Source organism: Chroogloeocystis siderophila 5.2 s.c.1, from assembly GCF_001904655.1.
Classification (GTDB): domain Bacteria; phylum Cyanobacteriota; class Cyanobacteriia; order Cyanobacteriales; family Chroococcidiopsidaceae; genus Chroogloeocystis; species Chroogloeocystis siderophila.
Genome location: NZ_MRCC01000004.1, coordinates 14,018 through 33,286 on the forward strand (window position 1 = coordinate 14,018; position 19,269 = coordinate 33,286).

Annotated in this window: 9 protein-coding genes; 2 read left to right on the top strand and 7 right to left on the bottom strand. The window is 44.9% G+C overall.

Annotated elements, in window-relative coordinates; all coding sequences use genetic code 11:
- Window position 1: 1 nt before the first annotated feature.
- The 3 genes from NIES1031_RS05070 to NIES1031_RS05080 form a co-directional block, all read right to left on the bottom strand.
- Entirely contained in the window at window positions 2–1,732 is a 1,731-nt protein-coding gene (locus NIES1031_RS05070; protein ID WP_073548419.1) for a serine/threonine-protein kinase, read from the bottom strand.
- Window positions 1,733–1,915: 183 nt separating this feature from the next.
- Entirely contained in the window at window positions 1,916–2,452 is a 537-nt protein-coding gene (locus tag NIES1031_RS05075; RefSeq protein WP_073548420.1) for a GIY-YIG nuclease family protein, read from the bottom strand.
- Window positions 2,453–2,878: 426 nt separating this feature from the next.
- On the bottom strand, window positions 2,879–3,487 hold the full coding sequence (locus NIES1031_RS05080; RefSeq protein ID WP_143167709.1) for a TetR/AcrR family transcriptional regulator: 609 nt from the start codon (window positions 3,485–3,487) through the stop codon (window positions 2,879–2,881).
- Between the two features lie 301 nt (window positions 3,488–3,788).
- On the opposite strand from NIES1031_RS05080, the gene NIES1031_RS05085 reads away from it, so the two are divergent.
- Together NIES1031_RS05085 and NIES1031_RS05090 are read left to right on the top strand one after the other, a co-directional pair.
- The gene (locus NIES1031_RS05085; protein WP_073548421.1) at window positions 3,789–5,186 is read left to right on the top strand and encodes an efflux RND transporter periplasmic adaptor subunit; all 1,398 of its coding nucleotides are present in this window, start codon (window positions 3,789–3,791) and stop codon (window positions 5,184–5,186) included.
- A 43-nt stretch (window positions 5,187–5,229) separates the two neighbouring features.
- Complete coding sequence (locus tag NIES1031_RS05090) at window positions 5,230–8,376, top strand: efflux RND transporter permease subunit (RefSeq protein WP_073548422.1); 3,147 nt, start codon at window positions 5,230–5,232, stop codon at window positions 8,374–8,376.
- A gap of 6 nt (window positions 8,377–8,382) precedes the next feature.
- On the opposite strand, the gene NIES1031_RS05095 is transcribed toward NIES1031_RS05090, so the two are convergent.
- The 4 genes from NIES1031_RS05095 to NIES1031_RS05110 all read right to left on the bottom strand — a co-directional run bounded on the left by NIES1031_RS05095 (window position 8,383) and on the right by NIES1031_RS05110 (window position 19,217).
- Window positions 8,383–8,751 carry a hypothetical protein gene (locus NIES1031_RS05095; protein WP_073548423.1) on the bottom strand — a complete coding sequence of 123 codons (369 nt, stop codon included), beginning with the start codon at window positions 8,749–8,751 and terminating at the stop codon, window positions 8,383–8,385.
- A gap of 191 nt (window positions 8,752–8,942) precedes the next feature.
- Window positions 8,943–13,553, bottom strand: coding sequence for a non-ribosomal peptide synthetase (locus NIES1031_RS05100; RefSeq protein ID WP_073548424.1), 4,611 nt, complete (start codon window positions 13,551–13,553; stop codon window positions 8,943–8,945).
- Between the two features lie 87 nt (window positions 13,554–13,640).
- Window positions 13,641–14,729: an LLM class flavin-dependent oxidoreductase gene (locus tag NIES1031_RS05105; RefSeq protein WP_073548425.1), complete on the bottom strand. Its 1,089-nt coding sequence runs from the start codon at window positions 14,727–14,729 to the stop codon at window positions 13,641–13,643.
- Window positions 14,730–14,753: 24 nt separating this feature from the next.
- Window positions 14,754–19,217 (bottom strand): type I polyketide synthase, encoded by a 4,464-nt coding sequence (locus tag NIES1031_RS05110; protein WP_073548426.1) that lies wholly within the window; start codon window positions 19,215–19,217, stop codon window positions 14,754–14,756.
- Window positions 19,218–19,269 lie beyond the last annotated feature (52 nt).

A 19,269-nucleotide genomic window follows, 5' to 3' on the forward strand; every position in this document is an offset into this window, starting at 1 on the left:
TTTAGTGTAAGTCAGCATCCCATACGCCGATATAAATGCGATCGCGATCATTGCGTTCGATGACTCCTTTCAATCTACCCGTATTAAACGAGTAACGATTAGTACGGCGTTGATAAACTTGCTGTAATCCCTCCTTAATCTCAGCAGAAGCATTACCATCTAACATTTGCTGCAAAGTTTCTTGCATAACTTGCGTATCGACTGATTGAGCAAAAGAGACTTCGGTTTGTCGCAGACGTCCAGAATTTCGATCGAATAGATAGCCCAGGGTAACTTGATTAGGCTTGATGTCATAAATTGCCGCACGCGTATTACCCCAAATACCTCTGGCCGTTTTTGTCGGATTGCCGAGTTTTGCTCGGACTTGGTTTTCAGATGTCCCTGTAGGAAATCCAGGAATTCTTGCTGCATTTGCTGAGGGCGCTGCATTTTCTTGGGGAGGAGACGCAACTGGTGACGGCAAACGCTCTGGGGGCGGGGTTTCTTCTACTGGTGGCGATGTGGCTTCTGGCTCCTCTGGTTCCTGAATTTGAACTGGCGTTTGGGAAGAAGATTCCTCATCGTTTGGTGATGGAAACAACGGTGCAGGCGGCGCAGGCGACTCTACTGGTGGAAATATGGGTGATGGTGATAATTCTGGTGTCGGACTTGCTGTAATGGGAGGTTCGGGAATAACTTCTGGCGGTGTTGTGTCATCAAATGCTGCTTCGGGTTGTTGGCGAAAACTTGTAAAAAGTGCGATCGCTGCTAAACCTCCTGCGAGTAAACCACCAACTGCCAAGATTAACCAATTGTTTTTTCGCGATGGATACGCGCTAACGGGCGATGTTTGCGCAGGATTTATAACAGTACGCTGACGAGTAATGTTAGGAATAAATAGCGTTGCTTTTTGCTTGTGCGTATTGGCAATATGGCTAATCGACTGCAAGTCTTCCAACATTTTCATTGCAGTCGTGTAGCGATCGCGCGGATGGTACTGAACTGCTTTGCTGATGACTGCTGCTAGTTTTGGACTCACATGAGGAACATCGCGCTGCCAAAAAATTTCTTCATTCGACGATGTTTCTAATTCTTGAGGTAGTTTTCCTGTCAGTAGATAAATTGCGGTTAAGCCTAGACTGTAGATATCGCTAGCATATACAGGTCTTCCCGCTGCTTGTTCTGGCGACATAAACCCAGGAGTGCCAATCACCATCGTCTGAGTCACTTTGCCTTGCGAATTGATCGCTGTTGCCATTGTTTCTTTGACAGCACCAAAATCAATCAGCACTGGCTGGTTGTTAGACTCGCGCAAAATAATATTGTCAGGTTTGATATCGCGGTAAATAATTCCTTGACTGTGGACGTAATCTAGTACTTGCAACAAGCTAACTAAGATTTTGCGAACAACCTCTTCGCTAAGAGGTCCTTCAGTTGCTACTTTACGCGCAAGCGTTTGACCTGGAATCCACTCTTGGACTAAAAAAAACTGACCGTGTTCCGAGAAATAAGCATACAAGTTAGGAATTTGCGAACTTCCTTCTCCTAAAGCTTCCAACGTTGCCGCTTCGCGCTGAAATCGCTGTTGAATCACTTGATACATACTAGGATCGTTCACTACCGGCTTGAGTTGCTTAATCACACATCGGCGACGTGAAGGCATGTACGTATCTTCTGCTAGAAAGGTTTCGCCAAACCCACCCGAACCTAGCACCTGAATAATTTGATAGCGACTGTTTAACAGCGTTGTCATCACGGAGTTTGTTTTAAGCGATCGCTTAGCTTAACCGTAACTTCACTTACAGTTAAGATTGAGCTTCTATCCTCCACAATACAATAAACTGCTTTGGCTGGAAGCTGCCATACAATGGTAAGCTTGGCTAGAGCAGGCGGAAAACTCATAATATCGTTCAATTACCTTTTGTCATTAACTTAGTTAGGTTAAATCTAAAATCCCTTTTTCCTTGAGTTTTGGGTTAAAGCGAATCGGTACTTTTACACCACGCGATTCTAGATTTGACAGTACTGTTGCTTCTACTCGGCGAGCTACGCTTTTTAGGAGTTTTATTTGGATCAATTCGTCGCTTGCTTGATAGCTAGTTTGCTCATCAGCCGTCATCGCTAATTTAGCATCAATTGGTTCATTCCACTGTGTTGTGTTAGCTACGTTACCTGGAGGAATTGAGCTATTTTCTGCTATCCAAGCTTCCTTAATTTCCTCTAAAACTGTCCGACTAGGACGATTAATGGTTTGAACTTTCAGCCAGTAGCATTTTTCTGGCTGACGTACCAAATGTTGCTTAAGGCTTAGATGTACATCGCGTGAATATCCTACAAATTGCAAGACGCGATCGCAGTCAAAAATTGCATACACGCCGACTTGATTTTGAAATCCTTCTGGTAATTGACCGTTAGCGTCAATATATGCAAGATACTCTAGCTCTGCTAAAGAAGTATTTGTATCTTTAGTCATTACTTATTTAGGGTGATAATTATTACACAAACAAATAAGTTGAAAGAATGCTTCAAACATAAATAATGATGGAAGTTAAGAATAGCGTAATCTACTGATATCTCAGATTTCCTTATTTCAAACGATCTTTCTTTATGACAACTCTGTCACCATTAATTGATTATGCTTTAATTCAGTGGCTATCCACTGCCAGGCTATTAAGTAGTGTTGCTGTTTTAGTATTGATTGTCTGACTGTTCTTAAAGCTATTAAAATTTTCAGTGGCATTAAACAAATTGAGTCTAAAAATATTATTTTATTCAGAGTCGTCTAAACTAGCGTAGAATATTTTGTATGTTTTGTCAGCTAGAAACAAACTCTCTAAATATTAAGAATTATGATAAAATTTAATATTTCTTGAGAACCCTGATTGCGAGTGTTAAATAGTTATTGTGATGGCTTTGAGGTGACACCTTGAAGCAGAAAATCTAAAGCACGACGCATATAACTTTTGATTTCCTCTGTTTCAGGTTGGAAAAGAATTGACTTAAACAGCAATCCTGTCATCAAATCACAAATCAAGTCAGGGTCAACATCTGGAGACATTTCACCTCTTGCTTTGGCACGCTTAAAAATGATCGAGGCGGCTTTTCGCCGAGGTATGACATATTTTTTCCAATAAATTTCAGCGAACTGTGGGATTGTTGATGCCAGGCTAATAATCATGGCAATAGTTTGACGACCGAGGGGTGAGAGGTCAAGTTCCGCAGCTTGTTTGTGTACCTCTTCTAGATCAGTCCAAAGGCTTCCTGTATCTGGTATAGTAAGTTGGGGTCGATTACATTCAATAGCTTCGGCAATTAACTCTTCTTTAGAATTGTAACGACGATAGATAGTTGCTTTTCCAACACCTGCACGCGCTGCGATCGCTTCAATACTTAAGCCCTGATACCCGAATTCTGCCAACAAATCGAGTGTCGCTTGTAAAATTGCTTGATGCACTTCAATACTTCGAGGTCGTCCTGGTGAGCTTTTTGTTGTTTGAGTGATCGTCATAAAAAGCATTCGTATCTCATGTCGCTCAAGGATACCCCCTTATAACGTTATCTTATCAGAAGGTCTGGCACAGCTTGATCATCGCTAGCTAATCCTCTGTTGACATTTTTATTGTAATACGGTGCCGTATCGTATTATAATTTTAAAAGTTTTTTAAAGTTTAGTTGCCGCTGCTACCACAGATTTTGAGAAGTCTTTGTACTCGGACAGCAATGTGGATTGATCGACCAATGGGTAACGCGATTTCGTTGCGTTCGTTGGGAAATTTTAATTCTGATAAACGAGGGATAGAGCACAACGTATGACGCAATCTAATTCCGATTACCCAGGAACACCTGAACAAACTCCTTCGGAGACATCACGAAGAACAAAAGCTCGGTCAAGATCAAAGCGTCGTAATCGCTGGATTGCAATCATAAGTGCAGTTGTCTTATTAACTGGCTTGGGGTTTGGTTGGCGATGGTGGGTAAGTAGCCGCAGTGGTGCTCAAAATCCCGCAGCCGCACAACCGCAGGGAATTCCTGTCAGGTTAGAAACTTTGGAAACAACAACCGTAGAAAACGCCACAGACTTTATTGGTTCACTCGAATCACAACGCGCGGTTGTCCTGCGTCCCGAAGTTACAGGGCGAATTAGTCGCATTTTTGTTTCCTCGGGCGATCGCGTGAGTGCAGGGACACCACTTGTGCAACTGCGACCCGATCAGCAGCAGGCAAACCTCGCAAGCGTTCAAGCAAGCGTTAATTCAGCCCGCGCAATTCGTGCCAATGCCCAGTCACAGATAGAAGCATTAGAAGCCGAGCGCATCGCCCAACAGGCAGAAGTTGACCTTCAAAATGAAGAATTTCGGCGAATTTCAGGGTTAGTATCTCAAGGCGCGTTACCAAGACAGCAGTTAGATACTGTGGTGCGCAATCGCCGCACGGCACAAGCAAACCTCAACGCAATTAATCGTCGCATACAAGCAGCGCGGGCAAGCTTGCAAGAAGCCGAGGCAGGACTCCAGCAGGCACAAGCCAATGCTCAACGTGCCACCGCTGAACTTCAAGAAACGACAATTACAGCACCGTTTAGCGGTATTGTTGGTGATATCCCAGTCCGCCTTGGCGATGTTGTAACAAGTGGTGCTACACTCACCACAGTCACTCAAAATAATCCGCTAGAACTGCGGCTATCAATTCCTTTAGAACGCGCGCCAGACTTACGTCAAGGTCAACAAGTAGAATTAACTGACACGCAGGGAGAGACAATTACTACAGGACAAATCAGCTTTATTGCACCGCAAGTAGAACCCAACGCCCAAAGCATTTTGGCAAAAGCAACTTTTAGTAATTCAGAAGGACGACTCAGAAGCGGTCAATTTGTCCGTGCTAGGGTAATTTGGTCAGAAGAACCAGGAATTTTGCTTCCGACAACGGCAATTACTCGCTTAGCCGGAGAACCTTTTGTCTTTGTCGCCGAAACTCCACAACCCGAAGGGAATGCACCAGCCGCATCAGAAGGCGCTTCCACACCAAAACTTATCGCTCGACAGCGCCCCGTGAAGCTCGGTAATCTGCAAGGTAACAGTTATCAAGTTCTTTCAGGTATAGAACCAGGAGAGCAAGTTGTTGTTTCTGGAACTCTCAATCTTATGGATGGTGCACCCATCATACCAACTACCGCAATGTCTCAACCTGTAGGAGTCAATACACCGTAGTAACCTCCTGACCCCTGACCTCTGACCCCCGACCCCCATATATATGTTTGTCGAACTATTCATCAAACGCCCTGTTGTTTCGATCGTCTGCGCCATCATCGTTGTCTTGGTGGGCGCGGCGAGTATTCCGAACTTACCGATCGCGCAATATCCGGAGATTGCCCCACCGCAAGTAACAGTCACAGCGAACTACATCGGAGCGAGTGCCGAAGTTGTTGAAAATACAGTCACAAACATTCTAGAGCAGGCAGTCAACGGCGCAGAAGGCGTACGTTACATTTCCTCATCGAGTAGTAATAACGGCAATAGCTCGATTAATCTCACGTTTGAAACAGGACGCAATATCGATCTCGCCGCTGTAGACGTACAAAACCGCGTTGCTACTGTGCAGCCTCAACTACCAGAAAGTGTCCAGCGCACCGGAGTCAGGGTACTGAAGCAGTCAACAGGGTTCTTAATGGCGATCGGGCTTTACTCGGACAACGGTCAATATACGAATACCTTTTTAAGTAACTACGCTGACCTTTATATTGTCGATGCGCTGCGACGCATTCAAGGCGTCAGTGACGTGCAAGTTTTTGGCGAACGCCGCTATGCGATGCGGTTATGGGTCGATCCAGAACGGTTGGCAAGTCGGGCATTAACGATGCAGGATGTAGTTAATGCACTCAATGAGCAAAATATCCAAGTTGGTGCAGGACAACTCGGACAACCGCCGATTCCCAACGAACAACAGTTTCAGTTAGATTTAGAAGCGCGCACGCAGTTTAACGATGTTTCGCAATTCGAGGAGTTGATTCTAAGAACCGAAGAAAATGGTTCCCTCGTGCGGTTTCGCGATGTTGGGCGCGTTGAACTTGGTGCACAAGATTACAGTACAATTTTACGATTTCAGGGAATTGAAGCAACAGGTTTGGGAATTTCTCAACTTCCTGGAAGTAACGCGCTTGAAGTTGCCGCAGCGGTAAAAGCCGAATTAGAACAACTTGCGCAGCGGTTTCCTCCAGGGATGGAGTACCAAATTGCGTTTGATACAACCGCATTTGTGCAACAATCGCTTAGTGAAGTTGTGAGTACGTTGATTCAGGCGATCGCACTTGTTGTTTTAATCATTTTCATCTTTTTGCAAGACTGGCGGACTACGCTGATTCCAGCAATTACAATTCCAGCGTCGCTAATTGGTACGTTTATCTTTGTGCAAGTTTTTGGGTTTTCGATCAATACCTTAACGCTGTTCGGGTTAACGCTTGCTACAGGGATGGTCGTTGACGACGCTATTATCGTTGTCGAAAATATTTCCCGCCTGATTCAAGATAAGGGAATGAACCCGCGCGCAGCTGCGATTGAGTCGATGCGCGAGTTAACAAGTGCCGTTATTGCAACTTCGCTTGTGTTGATGGCGGTATTTGTTCCGGTGGCATTTTTCCCTGGTTCTACAGGCGCGCTGTATCGCCAATTTGCGCTGACAATTGCGTTTTCAATTACTGTATCAACCTTTCTCGCGCTGACGTTTACACCATCGATGTCGGCAAAGTTGTTACGCCAAGGACAGCACCCCCCACGGTGGTTAGCATGGTTTTTCAATCGTTTCAATCATTTTTTGGATAATTCGCAACGCGGGTATGCGCGATCGCTTCGCACACTCATGCGGTTTAAGATGATCGTGCTGGGTGTATTTATCTTATCGTTAGGCTTGACCGCATGGATGTTTGCGCGCGTCCCTTCTGGCTTTTTACCTGAGGAAGACCAAGGCTACTTTATCACGCTTGTACAAGCACCCGAAGGCGTTTCGCTTAACTACACAAGTGATGTGATTGCGCGTGTAGAAAAAGAACTTCAGCAAATTCCTGAAATTACATCTAGTTTTGCGGTCGCAGGCTTTAGTTTTACAGGTAGTAGTGCCAATAACGGGATTGTATTTTCTAGTCTCAGACCGTGGGAAGAACGCCGCGAACCAGGACAATCGGTAGATGCCATTATTGGTCAATTGTTTGGTCGATTTGCCACAATTACCGAAGCGAGAATTTTGCCACTTAATCCCCCAGCAATTCAAGGATTAGGAACATTTGGTGGTTTCAGCTTTCAGTTACAAGATCGCCGTGGCGTGAATGACCTTAATTCACTTGTGCAAGCTGCTGGACAAATCATAGCGCAAGCGAATCAAACTCCAGGTTTGCAGCAAGTCTTTACAACTTTCGCCGCGAGTACGCCTAAATTATCGATTGATATTGACCGCAATACGGCTAAAGCACTGCAAGTTTCGGTTGATGATATTTTGAATACACTACAGACGGCGATCGCTTCGCAATATGTCAACGACTTTACCTTGGGACAGCGCAACTATCGAGTTTACGTACAAGCTGATCAGCGATTTCGTTCTGAACCAGGAGATATTAGTCGTCTGTATGTGCGATCGGCATTAGGAGAAATGATTCCAATCAGCAATCTTGTGACGCTAACTCCTGAAACTGGTGCGCAAACAATCAATCACTTTAATTTATTTCGCTCGATTGAAATTACGGGTTCACCCGCACAAGGATATAGTTCAGGTGATGCGATTCAAGCAATGGAAGAAGTTGCGGCGAATGTCTTACCGCCTGGATTAGACTACCAATGGTCAGGGACATCGTTGGAAGAAATCGAATCTGGCGGACAAGCCCCGATCATCTTTGGTTTAGGAGTAGTTTTTGTCTTTTTAGTATTAGCAGCGCAGTACGAAAACTTTATCGACCCTTTCATTATCATGCTGGCAGTACCACTCGCGATCTTGGGTGCGTTGATTGCACAGTCGTTGCGCGGGTTGATTAATGATGTGTACTGTCAGGTGGGGTTAGTCATGTTGATTGGTTTAGCAAGTAAAAACTCGATTCTGATTGTTGAGTTTGCTAACCAACTGCGTGCAGAGGGATTACCCCTAGTGAAAGCTGCAATTGAAGCTGCAAGAGAACGCTTGCGCCCGATTTTAATGACAGCAATTTCTACCTTGGTTGGTATTTTTCCTCTAGTTATTGCCACAGGTGCGGGTGCTGGTAGTCGTCAGTCATTAGGAACTGCGGTTTTTGGCGGAATGCTAGTCGCAACGTTTTTGTCGTTGTTTATTATACCTGTACTCTACGTTATCGTTGTTTCATTTGAGGAAAGCGTGCGCGATCGCTTTGGTTGGTCTAAATCTGATGCAACGGAAAACTAATTTCAACTATGAGTGAGTACAATCCTTAATCCAAAGACGCAGTTCAGCTTCAGAATCCGCATAGACAAATTCACCTGTATGTGGGTTAATTGTGTACCACCAGCGATCGCTACCATTGACAAATTCATGTACTTGCGGCGTAGAACTAGTAAACAGTCCCGCGACCCTTTGTTTCAAGGCTTGCAACCAATTATTTAACTTAAATCGCCGAGAGTTTGTGCCAGAAAGTAGTAACTGTTGTGCCTCACGCTCCAAAACTCTGGCTAGTTGAATGTTGTTTGTTGCTTTGGCAACTTCTAGACGATGCGCCAAGGAGGTCATCATGCTTTCTAAGTGTCTATCTGCGTGTGAAGATTCTTTGTAGAGTACTGCCATGTCTGTCCCTCGGAAGACGTTTATTATTCAAATTGACCTGTCTTTTTCTGTATTTTAAGATACAAAATACAACAATTTACAAACATCTACTTGCAGACAGAATCAATTGTCAAATTTTCAACATCTGATATAAAACGCAGACGCCTTCCGACTAAAATCAGGGCTATGGAAACTAAGTGCGCGCAGGCGCACTAAGCTAAAAGATGTGAAAGCGAGATTTTAGGAATAACGAGTTTAGTTAAAATTTCTTGATAGGTAGTGAATAGCTGTTCGATATGCGTTGCTGTATATTGCTCAATGCTGTAATTTGCTCCAATTTTGATTGTGTTTGATAGTTCTACATAAAGTTCGAGGGGAATGTCTTCGTCATAAAGTTCTGAGGGAATATTATCCCCTTGCTGCACTTGCACCACATCCCAACAAGGTATGCGTTCAACACCTACATCGGAAGCTGTAATTGTGATACTTGCCATTAGTTTAACAGGGCGCGATCGCTTGGTTTGAGCAATCACCCATTCTAACGGTACTTCCTTGTGCGCAATTGCTTCGTTGACGTTGGCTTGCAGTTGTTTGATGAAAGTTGCTGCTGTTTGCTCTAGTAAGAATTGCGATCGCAAAATCACATCGTTGATAAAACAGCCTAGCATTTGTTCAGTTTCTGGCACAGTGCGATTGCCAATCGTCGTCACAATCCATACCTCGCGTTGTCCACTCCATGCTGCTAAAGCGAGTTTTAATGCGGCGAGTAAAACAACAAAATTTGTCACTTGCAGCGAACGACTCAACGCTTTAACTGAGTCAACAAGTGTTTCAGCAATAGAGGTGAAATAGCGTTTAGCTTGCTTACTCTTGAGCACAGAAGAATTGTACTGCTGTTGGGGTATTTCCTCATCAATTAATTTGCGTTGCCAATACTGAAGTTGCTGTGCGATCGCATTTTCGTTATAAACTTGCTTTTGCCACAAGGCGAAGTCTGCATATTGCAGCGATACCTCTGGAAGTGGCGAAGGTAAATTGTGAGAGAAAGCTTGAATAAGGGTATGTAATTCTTGTAAAAGTAAATTAAAAGACCAACCATCGGTAATGATGTGGTGCATTGTAATTAATAACCAGTGTTCGCTTGCACTGAGTCGATACAATGCAGTCCGCATTAAAGGAGCGCAAGTTAAATCAAACGGTGGTTGCGCGATGTTGATTGCTAAGTCGAGTGCTTCTGATTCGCGGACTTCAAACCCTAAGTGCTCTAAATCAACATACAATAATGGCAAATGCAGCGTCGGTAAAACAACTTGCATCGGTGGTTGATTGTCAACTGCTGTAAAAACAGTACGCAGAATTTCATGACGGCGCACAATTTCCTGCAAACTTTGTTCTACGACTGCGGGTGAAAGCGAGTCTTTGATACGGATAATAATAGAACTATTGAGTGCTGCACCTGTAGTACTTGAGTGGTGGATGTGCCAAATGTACTGCTGCGAAAACGAGAGAGGTACAGGAGTTTGTGGAGATCGCCCCACTGCAAAAAAGTTAAGCGTGCGGTCTGTCTTCGTTTGATTCTCGATGCGTTCGGCTAAACCCGTTACGGTGGGCGATTCAAAGAGATCGACAATCGATAATTCTACCTGAAAAACTCGTGATAATTGAGCGATCAGTTTTGTCGCCAGTAACGAATGTCCTCCCAATTCAAAAAAATCATCTTCAATACTCACCTGCGGAATGTTGAGAATTTCCTGAAAAATTTGGGCGATCGCAGTCTCAGTTGCGGTACGCGGTGCAACAAACGTTGCGGTTACAGGTCTTACCGGATCAGGAACAGGTAGCGCCTGACGGTCTACTTTGCCATTCGGATTTAGTGGTATGGTATCTATTAACACAAATGTTGCCGGCAGCATATACTTAGGTAATCCCTTTTCCAAAAACCGCCGCAAGTCTAACGTAGTCGAGGTACTGCGTGCGAGAACGATATACGCAACTAACTGCTTATTCCCTGTTGTATCCTCGCGATCAATGACGACGCATTCGCATACATCCGGATGTTGAGAAAGTAAAGCTTCAATCTCGCCGAGTTCGATGCGGAAACCGCGTACTTTTACTTGACGATCAATTCGCCCTAAATACTCAATATTTCCATCGCTGCGCCACCGCACGCGATCGCCAGTTTTATAAATTGCACCTGAATGACTAAAAGGATCGCGGATAAACGCCTGTGCGGTCAAATCAGGTCGGTTATGATAACCTCTCGCCACACCGAGTCCGCCAATGTATAATTCTCCTGGAACGCCAATCGGGGTTGGTTGTAAAGCCGAGTCTAGAATATAGACTTTTGTATTACTAACAGGTTTACCAATGGGTAGCACACAGCAATCGCTTGCGAGTGCGGATAAATCAACGGTTGTTGTTACAATTGTTGCTTCGGTAGGACCATAGCTATTCACAAGCCGAACACGCTTATCAACTTGTTTTTGCCAGAGTTTGAGGCGATCGCTCGCTGCTTGTTCGCCGCCAATAATCACCAGACGTACGCGATCAGGTAGCCGCAAGTTTTGTGACACCATTTCTGTTATCATCTGATGCCAAAATGCTGTAGGCAAATCGAGAACTGTCAACTGCCAATCGTTGCAAGTTTTCAAAAAACCTGCGATTGAACTCAGCATCGTGTCGGTGCGCAAAACGAGCGTTGCGCCTTGTGTTAAACAAGGAAAGATTTCTTCCGCCGCAGCGTCAAAGCTAATCGAAGCAAATTGTAAAATGCGATCGCTTGCACAAATGTTATACTCGCGTACTGCTGCTAAGGTGTAATTTACCAACGATCGATGTTCAACCATGACTCCTTTCGGTTGTCCGGTAGAACCTGAGGTGTAAATTACGTAAACCAAGTTGTGGTTAACAACCGCAGACGCGACATTTGCGGTGTCTTCCAAAGCAATTTTCCAGTCGGTATCGAGAAAAACCGTTGAGGCGATTTTTGGAAGTTTTGCAGCCAGCGATTTTTGCGTTAACAATATTGATACTTGAGCATCAGATAAAATAAACTCAAGACGCTGCTGCGGATAAGTTGGATCAAGCGGTAAATATGCGCCGCCAGCTTTAAGAATGCCTAACAATCCCACAATCATGGGAATGGAACGCTCAACGCACAAACACACGAGAGACTCTGGTTTAACTCCCAATTTTTGGAGATAGCGCGCGAGTTGATTTGCACGGTGGTTAAGTTCGCGATATGTGAGTTGTTCGTCACCACTAATAACAGCGATCGCATCGGGTGTTTTTTCCACTTGCGCGGCGAACAGTTCGTGAATACACGCATCAGAATCAGGAGTTATTGTCTGATTCCACACCTGTAACTGCTGTTGTTCTCCCAAAGTTAGCAATGGTAGTGCAGACAATGTTTGATGAGGATTAGCAACAATTCCGGTTAGGAGAGTTTGGAAATGGTCTAATAGACGAATGATTGTCGATTCATCAAACAAATCGGTGTTGTACTCTAGTTTGCCAATGAGTCCAGTGTCAGACTCGACAAGGTGAAAAGTTAAATCAAACTGGGCTGTGTGATTATCGATGCGCGAATGCTCGACGTTCAAACCTGGTAATTCAATATTTTCAATCGAAAATGCATTTTGCAGAACGAGCATTACTTGAAATAATGGAGCGTAGCTTAAGGAACGCGCTAGTTGTAATTCATCGACTAACTTTTCAAAAGGTAAGGTTTGGTGCGCCAAAGCCCCTAGTACAGTTTCGCGCACGCGTTGCAGTAATTCTAGAAAACTTGGATTTCCTGATAAGTCAGTCCGAAACACGAGAGTATTGATGAAACACCCGATTAAGTTTTCAATTTCCGGTTGGTGACGATTTGCGATCGGCGAACCTATAAGAATATCGTCTTGATCGGTGTAGCGAAACAGTAAAGTTTGCAAGGCTGCTAGCAGCGTCATAAATAAAGTCGCACCTGATGCTTGCGATCGCTGCTTGAGTGCTGCGGTTATTGACTGCGATATGTGAAATGATACGGTTCTACCAGCGAAAGATTGAACCGCAGGACGCGGGCGATCGCACGGTAATTGCAATAAATCGGGAGCATTGTGTAATTTCTGCTTCCAGTATGCTAATTCGAGTACACTACCTTGTAAAGATTGTCGCTGCCAAGCTGCAAAATCAGCATATTGAATCGGTAATGCCGCTAGCGGTGAAGGTTGATTGTGGGAAAATGCCGCATAAAGCGCGCTCAATTCGCGAAAAAAGATTCCCAGTGACCAAGCATCGACCGCAATGTGATGCATTGTTAATAGTAAAACGTATTCCGCATCAGCGAGTCGCAGTAGAGCCGCGCGCAACAACAGATCAGTTTCTAAATTAAAGGGAGTGCAAGCCTGTTTTGTTGCTAATTGTTGAACTTCGCGATCGCGTTCAGCCACAGAGTGCGATCGCAAATCGTGTATAGGTAGCTCCCATTTGTCAAGAGGCAAAATCGTCTGAGTAAGTTCTCCGGCGACAGTTTGCAAGGTAGTCCGCAAACTTTCATGACGCTGAAGAATTTCTTTCAAACTCTGCGCTAAAGCATTTACCTGAAGCGAACCTGTGATTGTTAAAGCGATCGAGATATTGTTGGAAACTGCACTTTTAATACTTAACTGGTCTTGAAACCACATCCGTTGTTGCGCAAACGAGACAGCAAGTGGAGCGTGTCGATTGCACTTTGGTATTGTTAAGCGTTGTGGAGATTGGACTTGCTTTTGTTGCAGTCGTAGTCGAAGTAATGCCTGCTGTTCTGGAGAAAGTGCTGCAATTCGTTGCGAATGATTCATCGATACGCGATTCCTTTTGAAGTCGAGTGAGGGGTGATTTTTAATTCAATTACCAATTAATGACCAGCCTTTAAGTTACGTTTCTGTTCACTCACATACTCGTGTAATTTGTAGTTCCCTCTGCACCTCTGCACCCTTTGCCACGTAATGACGCTTAATATCTTGCAACGTCTGTAGACTTTCCATCACCGCGTCAAACTCTACGCCAAAGTCAATCAGCGCGGCAATTTCATCGACTCCTGCTTGTTGCAGATTATCAATCATCTTGCGGCAATATTCAGGAGTTCCCATCAAAACTTTGCCATTAAAATAACTCTCGAAGCTAAATTCGAGTAAGTCATCGAGGTCTTGCGGCGTTAGCGTTTGAGGATCGATCGAAAAGCGCAAATCACCAGCAGATTTCACAACCAGGTCGAAATGTGTTTTCAAGTAATTTTTGAAGGGTTGTTTCACCTTGGCTTTGACAACATCAATATCGCTGCCAATAAACGTATGAATCATCAACGCAACTTTACCTTGCTGTGGATCATGACCGTGTTGCGCGAGCGATCGCCGATATAGCGATACTTTATTTAAGATTTCATCGAGGCTTTGATACAGCGGTGAGGTGAGAATGTTCGCGCCAATTCTACCTGCTGCGATAAATGTCTCGTCGGATAATGATGTAATCCAAATCGGGAGACGAGATTGAATCGGCTTAGGAAAGGTGTGAATGTTGACATTGCCATTACCACCTCTGCGGATGATCGCGTTTCCTTGCCACAACTGCTGCACAACTTGAATATCGCGCCACATGATTTCTTTTTTGTGCGCGTACTTGTCGGGATAAAGAACGAAATCATTCGGATGCCAACCTGGTGCAAACGAAAGGCTGACGCGACCTTGCGAAAGGTTGTCAACCATTGACCATTCTTCGGCAACGCGCAAGGGATCTTGCAATGGCATAACAACGCTACCTGAGCGAATTTGAATGCGTTTCGTCACCATCGCGATCGCTGCACCTGCTACCGCTGGATTCGGATACAAACCGCCAAAAGCATCAAAATGGCGTTCGGGAATCCAGATACCTGCAAAATCGTGGTGGTCAGCAAACTTTGCGCCTTCGATCAACAAACGATACTTATTGTTGTTGGTGGTGGAGCCATCACCAGAGAAATAAAATAGACTGAATTTCATTAGTAATTGGTAATGGTAATCGGTTTACAAATTCTGTTGTGATGCCAACTGCGCTTGTACTTCATCGAGGGATAAATTTTCAATTTCGGCAAGGAGGCGAGTCATTTCATCCGAGTCATCCGGTTGCAATTGTGCGGTAATCACACTTGCTAATCCGGCGACAGTAGGCGCTTCGGATAGCAATACCCGCAGTGACAATTCAACTTGATACAGTTCGCGTAAGCGCGATACGATTCTTACTGCTAATAATGAATGTCCGCCTAACTCGAAGAAATTATCGTTGACTCCTATACGTTCGATTCCAAGTTGTTCTTGCCAAAGTGCGGCAATTTGTTGCTCGATTTCGTTACTGGGAGCAACATAAGCTGTAGGTAGCGATCGCGCATGATTGGATGGCGGATCGACAACATCAACTGAAGTATCAACTTCAATGCGATCTTGTAAGGAGATTGTTTGCCAATCTCTCGGCGAGACGATCGCTTGAGTGCAATGACTTTGCAGAATGCGATGTAATGCCTCAATTCCTTCTTGGGGACTAATACCTGTATTGAGTGCTGCCAAACGTGCTTGCTTGAGCGAATCGGGAAGTTCGGTTATTTTTTGCGCTCCCATACCGATTTGCCACATATCCCAATTGATTGATATGACGCGTTGTTTGGCATGCGATCGCGCAAAGGCATCGAGAAAACAGTTTGCCGCACAATAGTCAACTTGTCCCACACCGCCTTGAATCGCACTTAATGACGAAAACAGCACAAGAAAATCGAGCGGTTGATATTGACTCAGCACCAGCGTCCCTTGAACTTTAGGTCGCATCACATCAGCCGCAGTTTCAGCCGTTTTGAGTTGAACAATGCCATCGCCTGCAACACCTGCGGTATGAAAAATGCCGTGAAGTTGACCGAATGTTTGCTCGATGCGACTCATGACAGCTTGCATCTGCGCGTGATCGGCAACGTCAGCACTTAAAACGAGAACTTCAGCACCGATCGCTTCCAGGGCTTGAATTTTTCTAATCTTGACAGATATTGTGTTTTGTGTATTTTTGAGCCAGCGTTCCCAATCTTGACGTGGTGGTAGCGGCGAACGACTGACTAACACCAATTTGGCTTGAACCGTGTGCGCCAGATATTCAGCAACGGCTAAACCAATTTCGCCTAGCCCTCCTGTAATCAGATACACGCCTTGAGTTCGCAAAGCTGTTTGCTCAACAGTTTCTAAGCGCAGTGGTTCGTAAGTAGGAATCCAACGGTAATTGCCACGATAAGCAACTTGAATTTCAGCCGCAGGCGATCGCATTTCGGCGATAATTTGGTCGATGTCTGATAACGGAACAACATCGATATGCCGACAAGTCAAATTAACGTATTCTTGCGAAATGACTTGACACGCGCCCAAAACCGTTGCTTTTGCAGGGTAAATATCCTCAGTACCGATGACTTGTTGAATGTTGCTCGAAACAACATTAATCGAAATTGTGGGGCTTTGATGTTGCCCCAAGGCTTGTGCTAAATAGAGTAAACTGTAAAATCCTAGCTTTTGTGCTTCGTCAAACGCAAGCTCTGCGAGCGTCCACAGATGCGCAATAATTGGGGCTTGTGCGCGAGAAAGGACTTCTTGGATCAGGGTTTGGTAGTGTTCGCGATCGCCTGGATCAATCGTGTAAACATTATCGTGGTGACTGTAACTTTCACCAGCATAGACGTGAATAACTTGTTGTTCTTGTTGCTGTAGGCGTTGCGCGATCGCTGTGGCTAAGTTGCTGTGATCGGCAAAAATTAACCAACATTGTTTTTGAGGACTTTTGACAATCTGCGGTATAGTTGAACGCTTCCACGATGGGACATCAAACCAGTCTGCAATATCAGTTTTACGTGTTACTGTCGCGCTGCTTGAAGCTTGGGGTGGTTCGATCCAATATCGCTGGCGTTCAAAAGGATACGTCGGTAACGGTACGCGGTGACGTTGCTGGTGTGCGTAAAAGCTAGACCAATCAATCGCAACACCTTCTAGCCAAAGTTTTCCTACAGTTTGCAAAAGAAATCCGCGATCGCCTAATTGTGCCTTGGGATGCGGTAAGGAAGCAAAAACGCTTGGTGCAGTTTGTTTTGCTAAAGTGCTAAGTGTCGATCCTGGTCCTACTTCTAGGAAAATCGCATCGGGAATGTTTAATAGTTCAGCAATTCCTTGCGAAAATTGGACTGTTTGCCGCAAATGTTGCGCCCAGTATTGTGGATCTGTTGCGGCTGTGGCTGCGATCCAAGTGCCTGTTACATTTGAGATAAACGGAATTTGTGGCAGGTTAAGGCGAATCGACTCGAACTGTTTTAAAAATGGTTCGACAACGCCTTCCATCATCGCTGAATGAAACGCATGGGAAGTATGCAACAAACGACTCTCAATTCCCTTGGCAGTTAACTCGCGTTCTAGGTTTTGGATCGCCTCAATTGTTCCGGAAACAACGCACAAGTGTGGGCTATTACTCGCCGCCAGTGAGAGTGATGCGTGTAAAAATGGTTGTACATCTGCGGCGGATAAATGAACAGCAAGCATTGCACCAGGAGGCTGTTGCTGCATCAGTTGTCCGCGTACTGTAACTAACCGCAGCGCATCTTCGAGCGAAAAAACTCCAGCCAGACACGCCGCAACATATTCGCCAATGCTGTGTCCAATCATCGCCCTCGGCTGAACGCCCCACGACATCCATAGTTTTGCTAGTGCATACTCAATAACAAAGAGTGCGGGTTGAGTGAGGGAAGTTTGCGTTAGTTGCGTTGTTTGAGCTTCTTCTGCCGGAGGATAGATGACACGCCGCAGGTCAATATTGTGTTGTGCAAGGATGGTAAATTGGCGATCGCATTCAGCTTGAAACAAGGGTTCGCTGTTGTAAAGTTCCCGCGCCATGTTTATGTATTGCGAACCTTGTCCAGGAAACATGAAAACGATAGCGCGATCGCCTTGCGTATAACCTGTAACCATACGTTGCGGATCTTCAAGCGCTTGAATTGCTTCCTCTACACTTTGCGCGACAATCATCCGCCGATAATCGAAAGATCGACGACCGATTTGAAGCGTGTAAGCAACATCGGCTAAATTTAAGTCAGGTGCTTGACAAAGGCGATCGCGCAGATTGAGCGTTGCTTGCGTTAAAGCCGTCGCCGTTTTAGCAGACAGTGTTAAAAGTTGATATCCCTGAGTTGTCTGTTTTGGTAAGACAGGGGCTTCTTCTAAGATAATATGCGCGTTTGTACCACCGAAACCAAACGAACTCACTCCCGCACGACGTGGATTACCGTTAGTTTTCCACTCGCGTAACTGAGTATTAACGTAAAACGGACTTTCGGCAAAATTAATTTGTGGGTTGGGAGTCTCAAAGTTAAGACTAGGAGGAATTTGCTGGTGATGCAGCGCTAGAATCGTTTTAATTAAACCTGCAATTCCCGCTGCGGCGTCGAGATGTCCAATATTCGTTTTAACAGAACCGATCGCGCAAAACTGTTTTTGATTGGTGGACTCGCGAAAAGCTTGCGTCATTGCGGCAATTTCAATCGGATCGCCTAATGTTGTTCCTGTACCATGAGTTTCCATATAGGAAATCGTTTCTGGTTCAACTTCAGCAATCATTTGCGCCGTACGGATTGCGCGCGTTTGTCCCTCCTCACTCGGCGCGGTGTAGCCTACTTTAAGCGCACCATCATTATTAATTGCAGAACCTTTGATGACAGCATAAATACAGTCGCGATCGGCGATCGCATCTTCAAGGCGCTTTAAAACAACCACGCCAATGCCATTTCCGCCAACTGTACCATTCGCCCGACAATCAAACGCGTGACAATGCCCATCAGGAGAAGCAATTTCATCGGGAGATAACGTTAATTCATTTTGTGGTACTTTGACCGCAACTCCCGCCGCTAAAGCCATATCGCATTCGCCACTGAGTAGACTTTGACACGCTAAATGCACTGCTACCAAAGAACTTGAGCAAGCTGTGCCGACACTCACGCTCGGTCCTGTAAGATTTAATTTGTACGAAACTCGCGTAGGTAAGTAATCTTTGTCGACTCCCACCAATGTTTGCAGAAACCCTCGCGATGCCATAAAGTCTTGGTTGGGACTGAGGTTATACAGCAGATATGTTCCCATCCCTACGCCAGCAAATACGCCAACCAATTGATTCACATCGGTACTGTAACCTGCATTTTCGAGTGCTTCCCAAGCGCATTCCAAAAAGAGGCGATGTTGCGGATCCATCGCTTCCGCCTCGCGCGGATTAAAACCGAAAAACGCCGCATCAAATTGATCGACATCTGATAATACTCCACCGACTTTTGCGATCGCATTTACAGATTGTGTCTCTTCTGAAAAAGTTGAAACTAATTCAATTCCTGCTGCTAAATTGTTCCAAAACTCTGCGATATTCTTGCTACCTGGAAATCTTCCAGATAATCCAATAACTGCAATTTCTAAACCATTTTGATTCCAACTCATATTGCTTTCTCACAATGATTACACAAACAAAGTGTGCCTGCACACACTAAAA